The organism is Geopseudomonas sagittaria (assembly GCF_900115715.1).
In the GTDB taxonomy this organism is placed as follows: Bacteria; Pseudomonadota; Gammaproteobacteria; order Pseudomonadales; family Pseudomonadaceae; genus Geopseudomonas; species Geopseudomonas sagittaria.
This window is the reverse complement of the sequence record NZ_FOXM01000008.1, coordinates 110,130-127,279: the sequence shown is the minus strand read 5'-3', so window position 1 is coordinate 127,279 and position 17,150 is coordinate 110,130. Positions and strand designations below refer to the sequence as shown.

Genomic DNA, 17,150 nt, shown 5'->3' with positions numbered 1-17,150 from the left:
TGGCGGGTTTTTTCTTGCCCGTGATTTCTGCCGGCCGCCGCTGCGCGGACGAAAAAAAGCCCGTCCGGGGACGGGCACGGGCAGGCTCACGCAGCACGACGATCAAGCGCGATGCAGCGGATCAGGCCATCTTGCGAATGGCCCCGGCGAGGATCTCCAGCAGGCGGTCGATCTCGGCCTTGTCGATGATCAGCGGCGGCGCCAGCGCCAGGGTGTCGCCGGTGCAGCGCAGCATGGCGCCGTCGTGGAAGCACTGCTCGAACACCCGGTAGCCGCGCAGGCCGGCGCCGGCCGGGTCGGGAGCCAGCTGCACGGCGCCGACCAGGCCGACGCAGCGGATGTCGACCACGTGGGGCAGATCGCGCAGGCTGAGCAGCGCGTCGCACCAGTAGTCCTCCAGCTCGATGGCGCGCTGGAACAGGTTCTCGCCCTGGTAGATGTCCAGCGCGGCGAGGGCGGCGGCGCAGGCCAGCGGGTGGCCGGAGTAGGTGTAGCCGTGGAACAGCTCGATGCCGTCCGGACCCTGCATGAACGCCTCGAAGATGTCCTGGTGGACGAACACCGCGCCCATCGGCACCGCGCCGTTGGTCAGGCCCTTGGCGCTGGTCAGGATGTCCGGGGTGACGCCCCAGCGCTGCGCGGCGAAGGCTTCGCCGATGCGTCCGAAGCCGGTGATCACCTCGTCGAAGATCAGCAGGATGCCGTGCTTGCGGGTGATCTCGCGCAGGCGCTGCAGGTAGCCGAGCGGTGGCAGCACCACCCCGGCCGAGCCGCTCATCGGCTCGACGATCACCGCGGCGATGTTCTCCGCGCCGTGCAGGGCGACCAGGCGCTCCAGTTCGTCGGCCTTCTCCACGCCGAATTCCGGCAGGCCGCGGCTGAAGGCGTTGCGCGCGATATCCAGGGTGTGCGGCAGGTGATCGACGCCCGGCAGCAGGTTGGCCGAGAAGGCCTTGCGGTTGCCGCCCATGCCGCCCACCGAGAGGCCGCCGAAGCCGACGCCGTGGTAGCCCAGCTCGCGACCGATCAGGCGGGTGCGGGTGCCCTGGCCGATGGCGCGCTGGTAGGCGAGGGCGATCTTCAGCGCGGTGTCGGCCGATTCCGAGCCGGAGTTGGTGAAGAACAGCTTGTTCAGTCCCGGCGGCGCGATGGCGCCGAGGCGCTCGGCCAGCTCGAACGGCAGCGGGTGGCCCATCTGGAAGCTCGGTGCGTAGTCCAGTTCGCGGATCTGTCGCGCCACCGCCTCGCTGATCTCGCGACGGCCGTGGCCGGCGTTGCAGCACCACAGTCCGGAGCAGCCGTCGAGGATCTGGCGACCGTCGACGCTGCGGTAGTACAGGCCCTCGGCGCTCTCCACCAGGCGCGGGCGCGCCTTGAACTGGCGGTTGGCGGTGAAGGGCATCCAGTAGTCGTCCAGGTTGCGGGCGCTGGCGACGGGCGACGGTGGGGTGTTCTCGCGGTTCATGGGGCGACCTGTGCGGCGGGGCTGGCGGATGTCGCGGCGCGCGACGTGTTCGATATAGTGCACGGTATAGCGCCGTATTGGCCGTTCTGTCAAAAATTCTGCAAGACGCGGCGCGGTTTCCGGCACGGCGGCCGCTGCGCCCGGACTTGCGCAAGTTTTCCCGCTGCGGCCATCATGGCTCAAACCACCGCATCCGGAGCACAGGACATGAGCACCCCCAGCCGCGTCGAATGGGAACACCGCGCCAGCATCCTGGCCATCGAGGGCCGCGCCTTCGTCCATGGCGAATACGCCCCGGCGGCCGACGGGGCGACCTTCGACTGCCTGAGCCCGATCGATGGCCGCGTGCTGGCCCAGGTCGCCAGCTGCGCAGCCGCCGACGCCGATGCGGCGGTGGCGGATGCGCGGGCGACCTTCGATTCGGGGGTGTGGTCGCGGCTGGCGCCGACCAAGCGCAAGGCGGTGATGCTGCGCTTCGCCGGGCTGCTCGACGCCCACCGCGAGGAGCTGGCCCTGCTGGAAACCCTCGACATGGGCAAGCCGATCGGTGACGCCCTGGCGGTGGACGTGCCGGCGGCGGCGCGCTGCCTGCGCTGGTGCGGCGAGGCGATCGACAAGATCTACGACGAGGTGGCGCCGACCCCGCACAACGAGCTGGGCCTGGTGACCCGCGAGCCGATCGGCGTGGTCGCCGCCATCGTGCCGTGGAACTTCCCGCTGCTGATGGCCTGCTGGAAGCTCGGCCCGGCGCTGGCCAGCGGCAACTCGGTGGTGCTCAAGCCGTCGGAGAAGTCGCCGCTGACCGCCATCCGCATCGCCCGGCTGGCGGTCGAGGCCGGCATCCCGCCGGGCGTGCTCAACGTGCTGCCCGGCTACGGGCATACCGTCGGCAAGGCGCTGGCCCTGCACATGGACGTCGACACCCTGGTGTTCACCGGCTCCACGCGCACCGCCAAGCAGCTGATGATCTACGCCGGCGAGTCGAACATGAAGCGCGTCTGGCTGGAGGCCGGTGGCAAGAGCCCGAACATCGTCTTCGCCGACGCGCCGGACCTGCGCGCCGCCGCCCGCGCCGCGGCCGGGGCGATCTGCTTCAACCAGGGCGAGGTGTGCACCGCCGGCTCGCGTCTGCTGGTCGAGGCCTCGATCAAGGATGCCTTCGTCGAGCTGCTGCTCGAGGAGATGCAGACCTGGCAGCCCGGCCATCCGCTGGACCCGGCGACCAACGTCGGTGCGCTGGTCGACGAGCAGCAGCTCAACACCGTGCTCGGCTACATCGCCGCCGGCCACGCCGAGGGCGCCCGGCTGCGCTGCGGCGGCGGCCGGGTGCTGGCGGAGACCGGCGGGGTGTTCGTCGCGCCGACGGTGTTCGACGGGGTGAGCAACGCGATGAAGATCGCCCGCGAGGAGATCTTCGGCCCGGTCCTGTCGGTGATCAGCTTCGACAGCGCCGAGCAGGCGATCGCGATCGCCAACGACACCCCCTACGGCCTGGCGGCGGCGATCTGGACGGCCAACCTGTCCAGGGCCCACCTCACCGCCAAGGCCCTGCGCGCCGGCAGCGTGTGGATCAACCAGTACGACGGCGGCGACATGACCGCGCCGTTCGGCGGCTTCAAGCAGTCCGGCAACGGCCGCGACAAGTCGCTGCACGCCTTCGACAAGTACACCGAGCTCAAGGCCACCTGGATCAAGCTCTGAGCCAGGCAGCAAGCCGACGGCCGGCCTTCCGCGAGGAGGGCCGGCCGTCTTGTCTGGGCGGACCGGGAGAGCGACGGTGCAGTGGGCAACCTATGGGGCGGTGACCGGCGCGGTGGTGCTGGTCGGCCTGGCGCTGGGCGTCAGCCTGCCGCTGGTGTCGCTGCGTCTCGATGCCTGGGGCCATGGCCAGTTCGCCATCGGCGTGATGGCGGCCATGCCGGCGGTCGGCGTGCTGCTCGGTGCGCGGCTGAGCCACCGGCTCGCCGGCTGGTGCGGCACGCCGCGCAGCCTGCAGCTGAGCCTGCTGCTCAGCGCGGTGTCGGTCGCCGCGCTGGCGCTGTGGCAGGACTACGCGCTGTGGCTGCCGCTGCGCCTGCTGCTCGGCATCTCGCTGACCGTGGTGTTCGTGCTCGGCGAGAGCTGGATCAACCAGCTGGCCGCCGAGCACTGGCGCGGGCGTTTGGTGGCGCTGTACGGCACCGGCTTCGCCCTCAGCCAACTGTGCGGACCGCTGCTGCTCAGCGTGCTGGGCAGCGCCGGCGAGCAGGGCTTCTGGCTGGCGGCCGGGCTGCTGCTGTGCGGCATTCCGTTGCTGTGCGGACGCGGCGGCGCGCCGCAGGTCGGTCAGCAGGCGCGGGTCGGCGGCGGCCTGCTGGCGTTCTGCCGCGGCCAGCCGGCGATCGCCTGGGCGGTGGTACTGTTCGCCGCCTTCGACGTGCTGGTGCTGACCCTGCTGCCGGTCTACCTGCTGCGCGAGGGCATCGAACAGGCCAGCGCGCTGCACATGCTCGGCGCGCTGGTGCTGGGCAACGCCCTGCTGCAGCTGCCGCTGGGCCTGCTCGCCGACCGCCTGCCGCGCACCCGGCTGTTCCGCGCCTGCGGCCTGGTGCTGCTGGGCGCCAGCCTGTCGCTGCCGCTGCTGCTGCATGCGCCGCTGGTCTGGCTGCTGTTGCCGTTGCTCGGTGCCAGTGCCGGCGGCCTCTACACCCTCGCGCTGGTGCTGGTCGGCGAGCGCTATCGTGACGACGCGCTGCTGCGCGCCAACAGCCATATCGCCCTGCTCTGGGGCACCGGCAGCCTGCTCGGCCCGCTGGCCAGCGGCGCCGCCAGCCAGTGGCTGAGCGGCCACGGCCTGCCGCTGCTGCTGGCCGCGGGGGCGGCGCTGTTCCTCGTCCTGGCCTGGCGGCGCGGGGCCTTCGAGTGGCGCGGGTAGGCGCGGATTCACCTGTGCACGCCCCGCCCAGCGGTGCCGCGCCTCGAGCGCGGGTCGCGAATGAATTCGTTCTACAACCGCTCCTTCAGCCGCTCCCAGAGCATGCCCAGCGCCAGCAGCGGCGCGCGCAGCAGTGCGCCGCCGGGGAAGGTCGGGTGCGGCACCTGGGCGAACAGCTCGAAGCCGCTACTGTCCTCGCCGTGGATGGCCATCGCCAGCAGCTGCGCGGCCAGATGGGTGGCGTTGAGGCCGTGGCCGGAGTAGGCCTGCGCGTACCAGACGTTGCGCTGCTCCGGCAGGCGACCGAGCTGCGGCAAGCGGTTGGCGCCGATGCCGATCATCCCGCCCCAGGCGTAGTCGATGGCCACGTCGGCCAGCTGCGGAAAGACCCTGAGCATCTTCGGTCGCATGTAGGCGGCGATGTCCGCCGGATCGCGGCCGGAATAGTGGCAGGCACCGCCGAACAGCAGGCGCCGATCAGCCGACAGCCGGAAGTAGTCGAGCGCCACGCGCTGGTCGCACAGCGCCATGTCCTGCGGGATCAGCTGCCGCGCGCGCGCCTCGCCGAGCGGCTGCGTGGCGATGATGTAGCTGCCGGCCGGCAGCACCTTGCCGGCCAGCGCCGGCTGCAGGCCGTCGAGATAGGCGTTGCAGGCGAGGATCAGCCGCTCGGCGCGCACCACGCCGCGCGCGCTGTGCACGCGGAGCCGTGCGCCGTAGTCGATGCGCGTCGCCGCCGAACGCTCGAACAGCTGGGCGCCGAGGCCGGCCGCGGCCGCCGCCTCGCCGAGCGCCAGGTTGAGCGGGTGCAGGTGGCCCGAGCCCATGTCGATCAGCCCGCCGCAGTAGCGCTCCGAGCCGACCACCTCGTGCATCTGCGCCGCCTGCAGCAGGCGCAGCTCGTGGCGGTAGCCCAGCGCCAGCAGCTCGTCGCGGGCGCGGGCGAAGTCCTGCAGATGCTGCGGGCGGTTGGCCAGGTCGCAGTAGCCCCAGCGCAGGTCGCAGTCGATGGCGAATTCGGTGACGCGCCGGCGCACCAGTTCCACCGCTTCCAGGCTGTACAGCTTGAGGCGGCGCACGCCGTCGGCGCCGAGCTGCGGGCGGAAGCGCTCGACCTCGTGGCCGACGCCGCGGATCAGCTGGCCGCCGTTGCGCCCGCTGGCGCCCCAGCCGATCTGCCGCGCCTCCAGCAGCGCCACGCGGTAGCCGCGGCGGGCCAGCTCGATGGCGCAGTTCAGCCCGGTATAGCCGCCGCCGACGATGCACACGTCGGCGCTGATCTCCCCCTCCAGTGCGGGGAACTCCAGGTGACGGTTGACGCTGGCGGCGTACCACGACGGTGCATGCTCGGGGCTGTGGCTGGGCATCTGGGTAACAGGCAGTGGATGAACCTTCAGCATAGGTCGCCGGGCGGCATCCACCAAGAGCGGCCGGGCGCCGCGGCGGACGGGGCCTGCAGGGGTGGGAGCAGGTTTTTTCGTGGAGTTTTATGCCGTGTTTATTGATTTTTACAGTGAAATAATTGGTTTATCGCCTTTATATCCCTGCTAATGCATGGAGGCCGGCGATCAGGCTTGAACAATCACTGCGGATGTTGCACTGCGGAAGGCGCTGGCGGCCGCTGGCACGTCCCATGCTACAGAGCCCGCGCCAGGCAGGCGTTGCCTGCCCCCTCGTCGACAAGTGCAGAGAGAACCTCCTGATGGAATTCCTGAACACCGTGGTGAATAGTCTCAATGGCCTGGTCTGGGGGCCGCCCATGCTGGTGCTGATCCTTGGCACCGGCCTGTTCCTCATGCTGGGCCTCAGGTTCATGCCGCTGGCCCGGATCGTCACCGCCTTCGGCCTGCTCTGGCAGGGGCGCAAGAAGGACGACGACGGCTCCGGCGAGATCAGCCCGTTCCAGGCGCTGATGACCTGTCTGGCTGCCACCGTCGGCACCGGCAACATCGCCGGGGTGGCCACAGCGATCTTCCTCGGCGGCCCCGGCGCGATCTTCTGGATGTGGTGCACCGCGCTGGTCGGCATGGCCACCAAGTACAGCGAGGTGGTGCTCGCCGTGCACTACCGCGAGAAGGACGAGCGTGGCGAGCACGTCGGCGGACCGATGTACGCGATCAAGAACGGCCTGGGCCATAAGTGGGCGTGGCTGGGCGGCGCCTTCGCCCTGTTCGGTGGCTTGGCCGGCTTCGGCATCGGCAACATGGTGCAGGTCAACAGCATGGCCGACGCCATGGAGGTGTCCTTCGGCGTGCCGGACTGGGTCACCGGGGTGGTCACCATGGTGGTCACCGGCCTGGTGATCCTCGGCGGCATCAAGCGCATCGGCAAGGTCGCCGCGGCCCTGGTGCCGACCATGTGCGTGGGCTACATCGTCGCCGCGCTGACCGTGCTGGTGCTCAACTTCGAGGCCATCCCCGGCGCCTTCGCGCTGATCTTCGAGCACGCCTTCAACCCGGCGGCGGCCAGCGGCGGCTTCGCCGGCGCGGCGGTGATGGCGGCGATCCGCTTCGGCGTGGCCCGCGGCATCTTCTCCAACGAGGCGGGCCTGGGTACCGCCGGCATCGCCCAGGCCGCCGGCACCACCCACAGCTCGGTGCGCTCCGGGCTGATCGGCATGCTCGGCACCTTCATCGACACCATCGTGGTGTGCAGCATGACCGCCCTGGTGATCCTCACCACCGGCGTGTGGACCAGCGGCGCCAGCGGCGCGGCGCTGTCCAGCGCCGCCTTCGAGAGCGGCCTGCCCGGCGTCGGCCAGTACGTGCTGGCCCTGGCCCTGGTGGTGTTCTGCTACACCACCATCCTCGGCTGGAGCTACTACGGCGAGCGCTGCTGGGAATACCTGGTCGGCACCCGGGCGATCCTGCCGTTCCGCGTGCTCTGGGTGCTGGCGATCCCCTTCGGCGCGGTGGCCCAGCTGGACTTCGCCTGGCTGCTGTCCGACACCCTCAACGGCCTGATGGCGATCCCCAACCTGATCGCCCTGGTGCTGCTCAGCCCGGTGGTGGTGCGCCTGACCCGCGAGTACTTCGCCGCCCCGGCAGTCGTACCGGCGTCGGCCAAGTCCTGAAGCCCTGAACGCCCGCCTGGCGCGTCCGGCGCCGGCGCAACGCCAATGCCCGCCTCCGAAGGATGCGGGCATTGGCGTTTTCGCGCCGCGCCCGCTCAGTCGGGAATCGGCAGGGACAGGCTCTCCTTGACCTCCTCCATGACGATGTAGCTCTTCGACTCGCGCACGTGCGGCAGCTTGAGCAGGATGTCGCCGAGCAGCTTGCGGTAGGAGGCCATCTCCGAGATGCGCGCCTTGACCAGGTAGTCGAAGTCGCCGGACACCAGGTGGCACTCCAGCACCTGCGGCAGGCGCAGCACCGCGCGGCGGAACTCCTCGAAGGTATCGCCGGACTTGTAGTCCAGGCTGATCTCGACGAACACCAGCAGGCTGGCGCGCAGCAGCTGCGGATTGAGCCTGGCGTGGTAGCCGAGGATCACCCCGTCGCGCTCCAGGCGGCGTACCCGCTCGGTGCACGGGGTGGTCGACAGGTTGACCCGCTCGCCCAGTTCGGTGAAGGAAATTCGCCCTTCCTGCTGGAGAATGCGCAGGATGCTGCGGTCGATCCGGTCGAGGTCGCGGCGGGTTTTCTTACTCTCGTTCATGGTGGATCCCACTCTGTGAAACGCCTTTTTGCCGAGAATTATCGCCAGAAATCGTCTTAAGAACAGTGAATATTTCTGGTTGTGCGTTCCTATACTCCGCCCATCGAAGTGCAGACAACAGCTCATTCGCGGCAGCGGGTGCAGGAGGCAACATGCGAGTTCTGGTTCTTGGCAGCGGGGTGGTCGGTACCGCCAGTGCGTACTACCTGGCCCGTGCCGGTTTCGAGGTGGTGGTGGTCGACCGTCAGGACGGCGTGGCCATGGAAACCAGCTTCGCCAACGCCGGCCAGGTTTCGCCCGGCTATGCCTCGCCGTGGGCCGCGCCGGGCGTGCCGCTGAAGGCGATGAAGTGGCTGCTGCAGCGCCACGCGCCGCTGGCGATCAAGCCGACCGCCAGCCTCGACCAGTACCTGTGGATGGCACAGATGCTGCGCAACTGCACCGCCAGCCGCTATGCGGTGAACAAGGAGCGCATGGTGCGCCTGTCCGAGTACAGCCGCGACTGTCTCGACGAGCTGCGCGCCGAGACCGGCCTGCACTACGAGGGCCGCCAGCTCGGCACCACCCAGCTGTTCCGCAGCCAGCAGCAGGTCGATGCCGCCGCCAAGGACATCGCCGTGCTGCAGCAGTCCGGGGTGCCCTACGAGGTGCTCGACCGCGCCGGCATCGTCCGCGTCGAACCGGCGCTGGCGGCGGTGGCCGACAAGCTGGCCGGCGCCCTGCGCCTGCCCAACGACCAGACCGGCGACTGCTTCCTGTTCACCCGCCGCCTGGCCGAGATGGCCGGCGCGCTGGGCGTGGAGTTCCGCTTCGGGCAGAGCATCGAGCGTCTGGAGAGCGATGGTGAGCGGATCAAGGGCGTGTGGATCAACGGCCGGCTGGAAACCGCCGACCACTACGTGCTGGCGCTCGGCAGCTACTCGCCGCAGCTGCTCAAGCCGCTGGGCATCAAGGCGCCGGTCTACCCGCTGAAGGGCTACTCGCTGACCATCCCGATCGTCGACGGCGCGCTGGCGCCGACCTCGACCATCCTCGACGAGACCTACAAGGTGGCGATCACCCGCTTCGACCAGCGCATCCGCGTCGGCGGCATGGCCGAGATCTGCGGCCACGACCTGTCGCTCAACCCGCGCCGGCGCGAGACCCTGGAAAAGGTGGTCGGCGACCTCTACCCGCGCGGCGGCGACCTGCAGCAGGCCGAGTTCTGGACCGGGCTGCGCCCGGCGACCCCGGACGGCACGCCGATCGTCGGTGCCACCCGCTATCGCAACCTGCATCTCAACACCGGGCACGGTACGCTGGGCTGGACCATGGCCTGCGGCTCCGGTCGCCTGCTCGCCGACCTGATGGCGCAGCGGCGCCCGCAGATCAGCCCGCGCGGCCTGGATATTTCCCGTTACAGCAATTCCAAGGAGCACTCCCAGCATGTCCATCCAGCGCCTGCACACTGAGTCGCGTTACAGCGAGATCGTCATCCACAACGGTACCGTCTACCTGGCGGGGCAACTGGCCGACGACTACGCGGGCGACATCCAGCGGCAGACCCGCGAGACCCTGGCCAGCGTCGAGCGCCTGCTGGCCGAGGCCGGCAGCGACAAGTCGCGCCTGCTGTCGGTGACCATCTACCTCAAGGACATGGCCGACTACGCGGCGATGAACGCGGTGTGGGACGCCTGGGTCATGCCCGGCCGCGCGCCGGCCCGCGCCTGCGTCGAGGCCGCGCTGTACGACCCGCGCGTGCTGGTCGAGATGAGCGTGGTGGCCGCGCTGCCCTGATCGCTGTGCTGCCCGGCCGGTTGCGCCGGGCCTTTTCCCACTCGCCAAAGAACCCTCGCCATGCGCCCCGCCCGTGCCTTGATCGACCTCGACGCCCTGCGTCACAACTACCAACTGGCCCGTGAGCTCAGCGGCGCCCGCGCCCTCGCCGTGGTCAAGGCCGATGCCTACGGCCACGGCGCGGTGCGCTGCGCCAGCGCGCTGGCGGAGGAGGCCGACGGCTTCGCGGTGGCCTGCATCGAGGAGGCGCTGGAGCTGCGTGCGGCCGGCATCCGTGCGCCGATCCTGCTGCTCGAGGGCTTTTTCGAAGCCGACGAACTGGCGCTGATCGCCGAGCACGAGCTGTGGTGCGTAGTGCACTCGGCCTGGCAGCTGGAAGCCCTCGAGCGCGCGCGCCTGGCGCGGCCGCTGCAGGTGTGGCTCAAGCTCGACTCCGGCATGCACCGGGTCGGCTTCCATCCGGCCGACTATCGCGCTGCCCATCAGCGTCTGCTGGCCTGCGCCCAGGTCGGCAAGATCGTGCTGATGAGCCATTTCGCCCGCGCCGACGAGCCGGACTGCCCGTGCACCGCCGAGCAGCTCGCGGTGTTCCAGGCCGCGCGCGAGGGGCTGGCGGCCGAGGTCAGCCTGTGCAACTCGCCGGCCCTGCTCGGCTGGCCCCAGCTGTTCCCGCAGCAGCGGCCCAGCGACTGGGTGCGCCCGGGCATCATGCTCTACGGCGCCACGCCGTTCGCGCAGCCGCTGGCGCTGGCCGAGCGCTTGCGGCCGGTGATGACCCTGGAGTCGCAGATCATCAGCGTGCGCGAGCTGCCGGCCGGCGAGCCGGTGGGCTACGGCGCGCGCTTCGTCAGCGCGCGGCCGACCCGCGTCGGCGTGGTGGCCATGGGCTATGCCGACGGCTACCCGCGCCACGCGCCGACCGGCACGCCGCTGGCGGTGGATGGCCAACCGACCCGCCTGATCGGCCGGGTATCGATGGACATGCTCACCGTCGACCTCAGCGACCTGCCGCAGGCCGGCCTCGGCAGCCGGGTCGAGCTGTGGGGCGCCCAGGTCCCGGCCAGCACGGTGGCCAGCGCGGCCGACACCATCCCCTACCAGCTGTTCTGCAACCTCAAGCGGGTGCCGCGCAGCTACACCCAGGGGAGCTGACGGCGGCGAACTTCGGTCATTTCGGCAGGTTTGTTGAAAATACTGCACGGTGTTGCCATGCTATGGGCAACAATCCTGCCATCAAGCCGAATGATCGAGGAGGACGCCAGTCTTGGACGTCGGAGCCCGTCTGCATTCCATCCGCAAACTCAAGGGCCTGTCCCAGCGCGAGCTCGCCAAGCGCGCCGGAGTGACCAACAGCACCATTTCCATGATCGAGAAGAACAGCGTCAGCCCCTCGATCAGTTCGCTGAAGAAGGTGCTGGGTGGCATTCCGATCTCCCTGGTGGAGTTCTTCTCCATGGACCTGGAGGAGGGCAACCAGGCCCAGGTGGTCTACAAGTCGGACGAACTGATCGACATCGGCAGCGGCGCGGTGACCATGAAGCTGGTCGGCCGCATGCATCCCAACCGGGTCATGTCGTTCCTCGACGAAACCTATCCGCCCGGCTCCGACACCGGCATGGACATGCTCAACCACGAGGGCGAGGAAGCCGGCGTGGTGGTCGAGGGCCGCCTCGAGCTGACCGTCGGCGACGACGTGTACATCCTCGAGAGCGGCGACAGCTACTACTTCCGCAGCGACCAGCCGCACCGCTTTCGCAACCCCTTCGACCAGCCGGCCCGGCTGATCAGTGCGACCACGCCGGCCAACTTCTGAGAGCCTGCTCACGATCTGCTGCGCGTCGGCCATGCTGCGTTGAGATCGGTTTCGGAATGCTCATTTACCACTCGTAAACTCCGCTTCCTCAACCGATCTCGCCTTGCCTGGCTCTAGCTCGCGAGATCGTGAACAGGCTCTGCGCCATCGCTTTAGGCTCTGCGTCCAAGGTGTCAAGTCCCTGCGACCATCGGGGTTGTTTCGGCCGGCTCGGCTTTGCCGTTATACTGCCGCCGCCCGCGCGGCCCATCGCCCGGGCGTGACTAGCCATAGAGGGTGTAAGGGTGAACCTGATCAAGAAAGTCTTGGCAGCCCAGGCTGCCGTACTGGCCCTGTGGGCGGTTGGCGCCCAGGCCGCGAGCGATGAAGCCATCGCCGAACGCCTCAAGCCGGTGGGTGAAGTCTGCATCGCCGGTCAGGAATGCCCCGGCGTTGGTGCCGTGGCTGCCGCTGCCGGCGGCGGTGCGCGCACTGCCGACGACATCGTCGCCAAGAACTGCAACGCCTGCCACGGCTCCGGCGTGCTGGGCGCTCCGAAGGTCGGCGACGCTGCCGCCTGGAAGGCCCGCGCCGATGCCAAGGGCGGCCTCGACGGTCTGCTGAAGTCGGCCATCGCCGGCCTCAACGCCATGCCGCCGAAGGGCACCTGCAACGACTGCTCCGACGACGAGCTGAAGGGCGCCATCGCCAAGATGTCCGGCCTGTAAGTTCGCCGGTGTCGCGAAAAAGCCGCCTGTGAGGCGGCTTTTTTGTGCCCGCAGGGCGCCGGTTCAGTCGACGAAGCGCACCTCGCCGCCCTCCAGCGAGGCGATCCGGGCCAGCGACTCGACCCGGTAGCCGAGCTGCTCCAGCTCCGCGCGGCCGGGCTGGAATGACTTCTCGATGACGATGCCGATGCCGGCCACCTCGGCACCAGCCTGGCGGACGATCGAGATCAGTCCCTGTGCGGCCTGGCCGTGGGCGAGGAAGTCGTCGACGATCAGCACCCGCTCGCCGGCGGCCAGGTGGCTGGCGGCGATGCCGATGGTGCTCTCCACCTGCTTGGTGAAGGAGTACACCCGCGCGGTCAGCAGCGGGCCGGTGAGGGTCAGCGACTGCTGCTTGCGCGCGAACACCAGCGGCACGCCCAGCGCCAGCGCGGTCATCAGCGCCGGGGCGATGCCGGAGACCTCGATGGTCACCACCTTGTCGATGTCCTGGCCGGCAAAGCGCCGGGCGAACTCGGCGCCGATCCGCTGCATCAGCGCGGGGTCGATCTGGTGGTTGAGGAAGGCGTCGACCTTGAGCACCTGCGCGGAGAGCACGATGCCGTGCTCGCGGATCTGCTGTTTCAGTTGTTCCATGGCGCTCCCCTGGCCGCTGCGCTCGGACGTTGCTTGCCGCCAGTGTAGGGCGCCGCCCGGCAGACTGCATCGCCTTGGCCCTGCGGCGCGGCACTGCTCTGGCTGCCGTTCGCCGGATTCTCGCCCGCGCATTCAGCATTTGGGCGCGCCGCGTGGTCATAGGCAAGCCGCATCCCTTTCTTCGAGGTTCGACCATGCAAGCGTTGCACACCATCAGCCTGTCCGCCCTGCTGCTCGCGGCGAGCCTGCCGGCCTTCGCCGCCACGGCGGGGGATGCCGTCCAGGCCATCCCGGCCCCGGCGGCACCGGCCCTGCAGGTCGCTCCCGCCGCGCCTGTCACCCCGAGCGCGCCGCTGGCGCCGGCCGTACCTGCCACCCCGGCTGCGCCGCTGGCTCCGGCTGCACCTGCCAGCGAGGCCGCTGCGGCGGCGCAGATCGCGCCGGCGGTTCCGGCGCTGCCCGGCACCCAGGCCGCGCCCGCCGCCCAGCCCGCTGCGGCGGCACCCGCGCCGATCGCGCCGGCGCTGCCGGCGGGCGCCGCCGCCCTCGGCGGCCTGGTCAATCCGCAGACCCTGGCCCTGCTCGACCAGCTGCGTGCCCTGCAGGTCACCCCGCAGCAGGCGATGGGCGGGGTCGGCGCCCTGCTCGGCCTGGCGCAGCACCAACTGGCGGCGGATCAGTATGCCCAGCTGGCCGGCAGCGTGCCGGGGCTGGAGTTCCTGGGCGGCAACGCCGGCAGCGCTGCCAGCGCGGGCAACGGCGTCAGCGGCGTGCTCGGTCGGCTGGGCGCGTTGAGCGGTCTGCTGGGCGGCTCCGCCAGTCCGGCGCCGCAACCGAGCGGCGCGCCGGCGGGCACGGTCTCCAGCCTGGAGGAGGTCAACCAGGCGTTCTCCGCGCTGGGCATGGGCGTCGGCCTGGTCGGCCAGTTCGCGCCGATCCTGCTGCAGTTCCTCGGCAATCAGGGCGTGGCCGGCACCCTGCTGCAGAGCCTGGGTGGCATCTGGGGCGTGCCGGGTGTGCCGGGCGTGCTGACGCCGGCGCCGGCTGCGGGGCTCAGCGCGCCTGCGGCGCCTGCCGCCGGTTCCTGACCACCTCGGCGCGCGCGCGCAGCTGGCCGCAGCCGCCGTCGATGTCCTGGCCGGCGCTGTTGCGCACCTTGGTCAGCACGCCGCGGCTGTGCAGGTAGCGGACCATCTGCACGATGCGCTCGCCGTCGGGGCGCTGGAAGTCGTCGCCTTCCAGGCTGTTGTAGGGGATCAGGTTGAGCACCGCGTACTTGCCCTTGAACAGGCGCAGGATGGCGTCCATTTCCTCGACGCTGTCGTTGATGCCCTTGAGCAGCGTCCACTGGTACTGGATCGGGTAGCCCACCGTGCGCGCGTAGGCCTCGCCCAGCTCGATCAGCTCCGCCGGCTCGATCTGCGGGGCGCGCGGCAGCAGCTCGCGGCGCAGATCGCTGCGGGTGGTGTGCAGCGACAGCGCCAGCGCCGGCCTGACCCGCTCCTGGGGCAGGCGCTCGAACACCCGCAGGTCGCCGACGGTGGAGAACACCAGGTTCTTGTGTCCGATGCCGCCGTCGGTGCCGAGCAGGTGGATGGCTTCCAGCACGTTGTCGAGGTTGTGCGCCGGCTCGCCCATGCCCATGAACACCACCTTCTTGACCGCGCGGAAGCGCCGGGCGAGGGCGACCTGGGCGACGATCTCGGCGCTGCCGACCTGGCGCAGCAGGCCGCTCTTGCCGGTCATGCAGAACACGCAGCCCACCGCGCAGCCGACCTGGGTCGACACGCACAGACCGTCGCGCGGCAGCAGCACGCTCTCCACCATCTGCCCGTCGGCCAGTTCGACCAGCAGGCGCGCCGAGCCGTCGGCGCCCGGATGCTCGGAGCGCAGCCGGGCCAGGCCGGCGACTTCCTCGCTCAGCGCCGGCAGCGCCGCGCGCACCGACAGCGGGAAATAGTCCTCGGCCGGGCGGTTGCGCGGGCCGCTGTCCAGCGTCCGGCCATGCAGCCAGGCACGCAGGATCCGCCCGCTGTGGCAGGGCTGGGCGCCGCAGGCGGCGAGACGGTGCTGAAGGTCGTGGATACGCATAGGGCGCGCATCCTACCATCGGGCCGGCGGTGGCGGCAGGGGGCGGGGTGGCCGCTCAGCGCTTGAGCATCGCCCTTATATCCGCCAGCGCGCTGTTGCCGCGCACCGCCTTGACCTCCACCGGGGTGTCCTCCAGGCCTTCCCACTGCAGGTCCTCGGCAGGCAGTTCGTCGAGGAAGCGGCTGGGCGCGCAGTCGATCACCTCGCCGTACTGCTTGCGCTTGGCGGCGAAGGTGATGGCGAGGTTCTGCTTGGCGCGGGTAATGCCGACGTAGGCCAGACGGCGTTCCTCCTCGACGGTGTCGGCCTCGATGCTCGAGCGGTGCGGGAGGATTTCCTCCTCCATGCCCATGATGAACACGCAGGGGAACTCCAGGCCCTTGGAGGCGTGCAGGGTCATCATCTGCACGCCCTCGGCGCCGTCCTCCTCCTCCTGCTGGCGTTCGAGCATGTCGCGCAGCACCAGCTTGGCGATGGCCTGCTCGATGGTCATGTCGCCGTCCTCGTCCTTCTCCAGGGTGTTCTTCAGCGCCTCGAGGAGGAACCAGACGTTGCTCATCCGGTAGTCGGCGGCCTTGTCGGTGGAGCTGTTCTCGCGCAGCCAGTTCTCGTAGTCGATGTCGGCGATCATCCCGCGCAGGGCGGCGATCGGGTCGTCCTGGGCGCACTCGCGGCGTACCCGGTCGATGAAGTGCTTGAAGCGCGCCAGGCGCTCGCAGTAGCGCTTGTCGAGGTGCTCGGCCAGGCCGATCTCGTCGCTGGCGTCGTACATGCTGATCTTGCGCGCGGTGGCGTAGTTGCCGAGCTTTTCCAGGGTGGTCGAGCCGATCTCGCGGCGCGGCACGTTGATCACCCGCAGGAAGGCGTTGTCGTCGTCCGGGTTGACCAAGAGGCGGAAGTAACTCATCAGGTCCTTCACCTCCTGGCGGGCGAAGAAGCTGGTGCCGCCGCTCAGGCGATAGGGAATCTGGTGGTGCTGCAGCTTGAGCTCCATCAGCTTGGCCTGGTAGTTGCCGCGGTAGAGGATGGCGAACTCGCTGTACGGGCGGTCGGTGCGCAGGTGCTGGGTGAGGATCTCCATGGCGATGCGCTCGCACTCGGCGTCCTCGTTCTTGCAGCGAATCACGCGGATCTCGTCGCCGTGGCCCATCTCGCTCCACAGCTGCTTCTCGAACACGTGCGGGTTGTTGGCGATCAGCACGTTGGCGCACTTGAGGATGCGGCTGGTCGAGCGGTAGTTCTGCTCGAGCATCACCACCTTGAGGCTGGGGAAGTCCTCCTTGAGCTGCATGAGGTTTTCCGGCCGCGCGCCGCGCCAGGCGTAGATCGACTGGTCGTCGTCGCCGACCACGGTGAACTGGGCGCGCTCGGTCACCAGCAGCTTGACCAGCAGGTACTGGCTGGCGTTGGTGTCCTGGTACTCGTCGACCAGCATGTAGCGCACCTTGTTGCGCCACTTCTGCAGCACCTCGGGGTGCTCCTGGAACAGCTTGACCGGCTGCAGGATGAGGTCGTCGAAGTCCACCGCGTTGTAGGCCTTGAGGGTGCGCTGGTAGTGCAGGTAGACGATCGCGGCGGTCTGCTCGCGCGGGTTGCGCGCCTGCTCGAGCGCCTGCTCGGGGAGGATCAGGTCGTTCTTCCAGGCGCCGATCTGGTTCTTGATCTCGTCGACGCCGTCGTCGCCTTGGTACTCCTTCTGCATGATGTCGGCGAGCAGCGCCTTGACGTCCTGCTCGTCGAAGATCGAGAAGCCGCTCTTGTAGCCCAGGTGGGCGTGCTCCTTGCGGATGATGTTGAGGCCGAGGTTGTGGAAGGTCGACACCGTCAGGCCCTTGCCCTCGCCACCGCGCAGCAGGCTGCCGACGCGCTCCTTCATCTCGCGGGCGGCCTTGTTGGTGAAGGTCACCGCGACGATGTTCTGCGCGCGGATGCCGCACTGCTGGATCAGGTAGGCGATCTTGCGGGTGATCACGCTGGTCTTGCCGGAGCCGGCGCCGGCCAGCACCAAGAGCGGGCCGCTGATGTAGTGGACGGCTTCCTGCTGGCGGGGATTGAGTCGGGACATGCGGGCAGGGGTGTCTGGCTGCGAGG

15 protein-coding genes are annotated in these 17,150 nt (G+C 69.6%); 9 read left to right on the top strand and 6 right to left on the bottom strand.

Annotated elements, in window-relative coordinates; translation table 11 throughout:
- Positions 1–121 precede the first annotated feature (121 nt).
- Positions 122–1,465, bottom strand: a complete 1,344-nt coding sequence (locus tag BM297_RS11675; protein WP_092431666.1) for an omega-aminotransferase AptA — start codon at positions 1,463–1,465, stop codon at positions 122–124.
- A 207-nt stretch (positions 1,466–1,672) separates the two neighbouring features.
- On the opposite strand from BM297_RS11675, the gene BM297_RS11670 reads away from it, so the two are divergent.
- Both BM297_RS11670 and BM297_RS11665 read left to right on the top strand, forming a co-directional pair.
- On the top strand, positions 1,673–3,166 hold the full coding sequence (locus tag BM297_RS11670) for an aldehyde dehydrogenase (protein WP_092431664.1): 1,494 nt from the start codon (positions 1,673–1,675) through the stop codon (positions 3,164–3,166).
- A gap of 76 nt (positions 3,167–3,242) precedes the next feature.
- Positions 3,243–4,379, top strand: a complete 1,137-nt coding sequence (locus BM297_RS11665; protein WP_092431661.1) for an MFS transporter — start codon at positions 3,243–3,245, stop codon at positions 4,377–4,379.
- Between the two features lie 71 nt (positions 4,380–4,450).
- Here BM297_RS11665 and BM297_RS11660 read toward each other — a convergent pair whose 3' ends face one another.
- Entirely contained in the window at positions 4,451–5,746 is a 1,296-nt protein-coding gene (locus BM297_RS11660) for an NAD(P)/FAD-dependent oxidoreductase (protein ID WP_245768253.1), read from the bottom strand.
- Between the two features lie 335 nt (positions 5,747–6,081).
- Here BM297_RS11660 and BM297_RS11655 point away from each other — a divergent pair, with 335 nt between their 5' ends.
- Entirely contained in the window at positions 6,082–7,452 is a 1,371-nt protein-coding gene (locus tag BM297_RS11655) for an alanine/glycine:cation symporter family protein (protein ID WP_092431655.1), read from the top strand.
- A 95-nt stretch (positions 7,453–7,547) separates the two neighbouring features.
- On the opposite strand, the gene BM297_RS11650 is transcribed toward BM297_RS11655, so the two are convergent.
- Complete coding sequence (locus tag BM297_RS11650) at positions 7,548–8,036, bottom strand: Lrp/AsnC ligand binding domain-containing protein (RefSeq protein ID WP_092431653.1); 489 nt, start codon at positions 8,034–8,036, stop codon at positions 7,548–7,550.
- 152 nt (positions 8,037–8,188) lie between these two features.
- On the opposite strand from BM297_RS11650, the gene dadA reads away from it, so the two are divergent.
- The 5 genes from dadA to BM297_RS11625 all read left to right on the top strand — a co-directional run bounded on the left by dadA (position 8,189) and on the right by BM297_RS11625 (position 12,332).
- The gene (dadA, locus tag BM297_RS11645; RefSeq protein ID WP_092431649.1) at positions 8,189–9,487 is read left to right on the top strand and encodes a D-amino acid dehydrogenase; all 1,299 of its coding nucleotides are present in this window, start codon (positions 8,189–8,191) and stop codon (positions 9,485–9,487) included.
- Positions 9,462–9,812 carry a RidA family protein gene (locus tag BM297_RS11640; RefSeq protein WP_092431646.1) on the top strand — a complete coding sequence of 117 codons (351 nt, stop codon included), beginning with the start codon at positions 9,462–9,464 and terminating at the stop codon, positions 9,810–9,812. The genes dadA and BM297_RS11640 overlap by 26 nt, the downstream gene beginning before the upstream one ends.
- A 60-nt stretch (positions 9,813–9,872) precedes the next feature.
- Positions 9,873–10,964: an alanine racemase gene (gene alr, locus BM297_RS11635; protein ID WP_092431644.1), complete on the top strand. Its 1,092-nt coding sequence runs from the start codon at positions 9,873–9,875 to the stop codon at positions 10,962–10,964.
- A gap of 112 nt (positions 10,965–11,076) precedes the next feature.
- Positions 11,077–11,625 (top strand): cupin domain-containing protein, encoded by a 549-nt coding sequence (locus BM297_RS11630; RefSeq protein WP_092431642.1) that lies wholly within the window; start codon positions 11,077–11,079, stop codon positions 11,623–11,625.
- A 284-nt stretch (positions 11,626–11,909) separates the two neighbouring features.
- Entirely contained in the window at positions 11,910–12,332 is a 423-nt protein-coding gene (locus tag BM297_RS11625) for a c-type cytochrome (RefSeq protein WP_092431641.1), read from the top strand.
- Positions 12,333–12,395: 63 nt separating this feature from the next.
- Here BM297_RS11625 and BM297_RS11620 read toward each other — a convergent pair whose 3' ends face one another.
- On the bottom strand, positions 12,396–12,968 hold the full coding sequence (locus BM297_RS11620; protein ID WP_092431639.1) for a xanthine phosphoribosyltransferase: 573 nt from the start codon (positions 12,966–12,968) through the stop codon (positions 12,396–12,398).
- A 194-nt stretch (positions 12,969–13,162) separates the two neighbouring features.
- On the opposite strand from BM297_RS11620, the gene BM297_RS11615 reads away from it, so the two are divergent.
- Entirely contained in the window at positions 13,163–14,056 is an 894-nt protein-coding gene (locus BM297_RS11615; RefSeq protein ID WP_092431637.1) for a DUF2780 domain-containing protein, read from the top strand.
- Here the strand turns inward: BM297_RS11615 and BM297_RS11610 are convergent.
- Positions 14,022–15,059, bottom strand: a complete 1,038-nt coding sequence (locus BM297_RS11610; protein WP_092431636.1) for an RNA methyltransferase — start codon at positions 15,057–15,059, stop codon at positions 14,022–14,024. The genes BM297_RS11615 and BM297_RS11610 overlap by 35 nt on opposite strands.
- Before the next feature lie 55 nt (positions 15,060–15,114).
- A complete protein-coding gene (gene rep, locus BM297_RS11605; RefSeq protein WP_092431634.1) occupies positions 15,115–17,124 on the bottom strand; it encodes a DNA helicase Rep in 2,010 nt (669 codons plus the stop codon).
- Positions 17,125–17,150: the final 26 nt, after the last annotated feature.

Coding starts and splice junctions, on each gene's coding strand:
- BM297_RS11675 (WP_092431666.1), bottom strand. CDS start 1,465: ATGAACCGCGAGAACACCCCACCGTCGCCCGTCGCCAGCGCCCGCAAC.
- BM297_RS11670 (WP_092431664.1), top strand. CDS start 1,673: ATGAGCACCCCCAGCCGCGTCGAATGGGAACACCGCGCCAGCATCCTG.
- BM297_RS11660 (WP_245768253.1), bottom strand. CDS start 5,746: ATGCCCAGCCACAGCCCCGAGCATGCACCGTCGTGGTACGCCGCCAGC.
- BM297_RS11655 (WP_092431655.1), top strand. CDS start 6,082: ATGGAATTCCTGAACACCGTGGTGAATAGTCTCAATGGCCTGGTCTGG.
- BM297_RS11650 (WP_092431653.1), bottom strand. CDS start 8,036: ATGAACGAGAGTAAGAAAACCCGCCGCGACCTCGACCGGATCGACCGC.
- dadA (WP_092431649.1), top strand. CDS start 8,189: ATGCGAGTTCTGGTTCTTGGCAGCGGGGTGGTCGGTACCGCCAGTGCG.
- BM297_RS11640 (WP_092431646.1), top strand. CDS start 9,462: ATGTCCATCCAGCGCCTGCACACTGAGTCGCGTTACAGCGAGATCGTC.
- alr (WP_092431644.1), top strand. CDS start 9,873: ATGCGCCCCGCCCGTGCCTTGATCGACCTCGACGCCCTGCGTCACAAC.
- BM297_RS11620 (WP_092431639.1), bottom strand. CDS start 12,968: ATGGAACAACTGAAACAGCAGATCCGCGAGCACGGCATCGTGCTCTCC.
- BM297_RS11615 (WP_092431637.1), top strand. CDS start 13,163: ATGCAAGCGTTGCACACCATCAGCCTGTCCGCCCTGCTGCTCGCGGCG.
- BM297_RS11610 (WP_092431636.1), bottom strand. CDS start 15,059: ATGCGTATCCACGACCTTCAGCACCGTCTCGCCGCCTGCGGCGCCCAG.
- rep (WP_092431634.1), bottom strand. CDS start 17,124: ATGTCCCGACTCAATCCCCGCCAGCAGGAAGCCGTCCACTACATCAGC.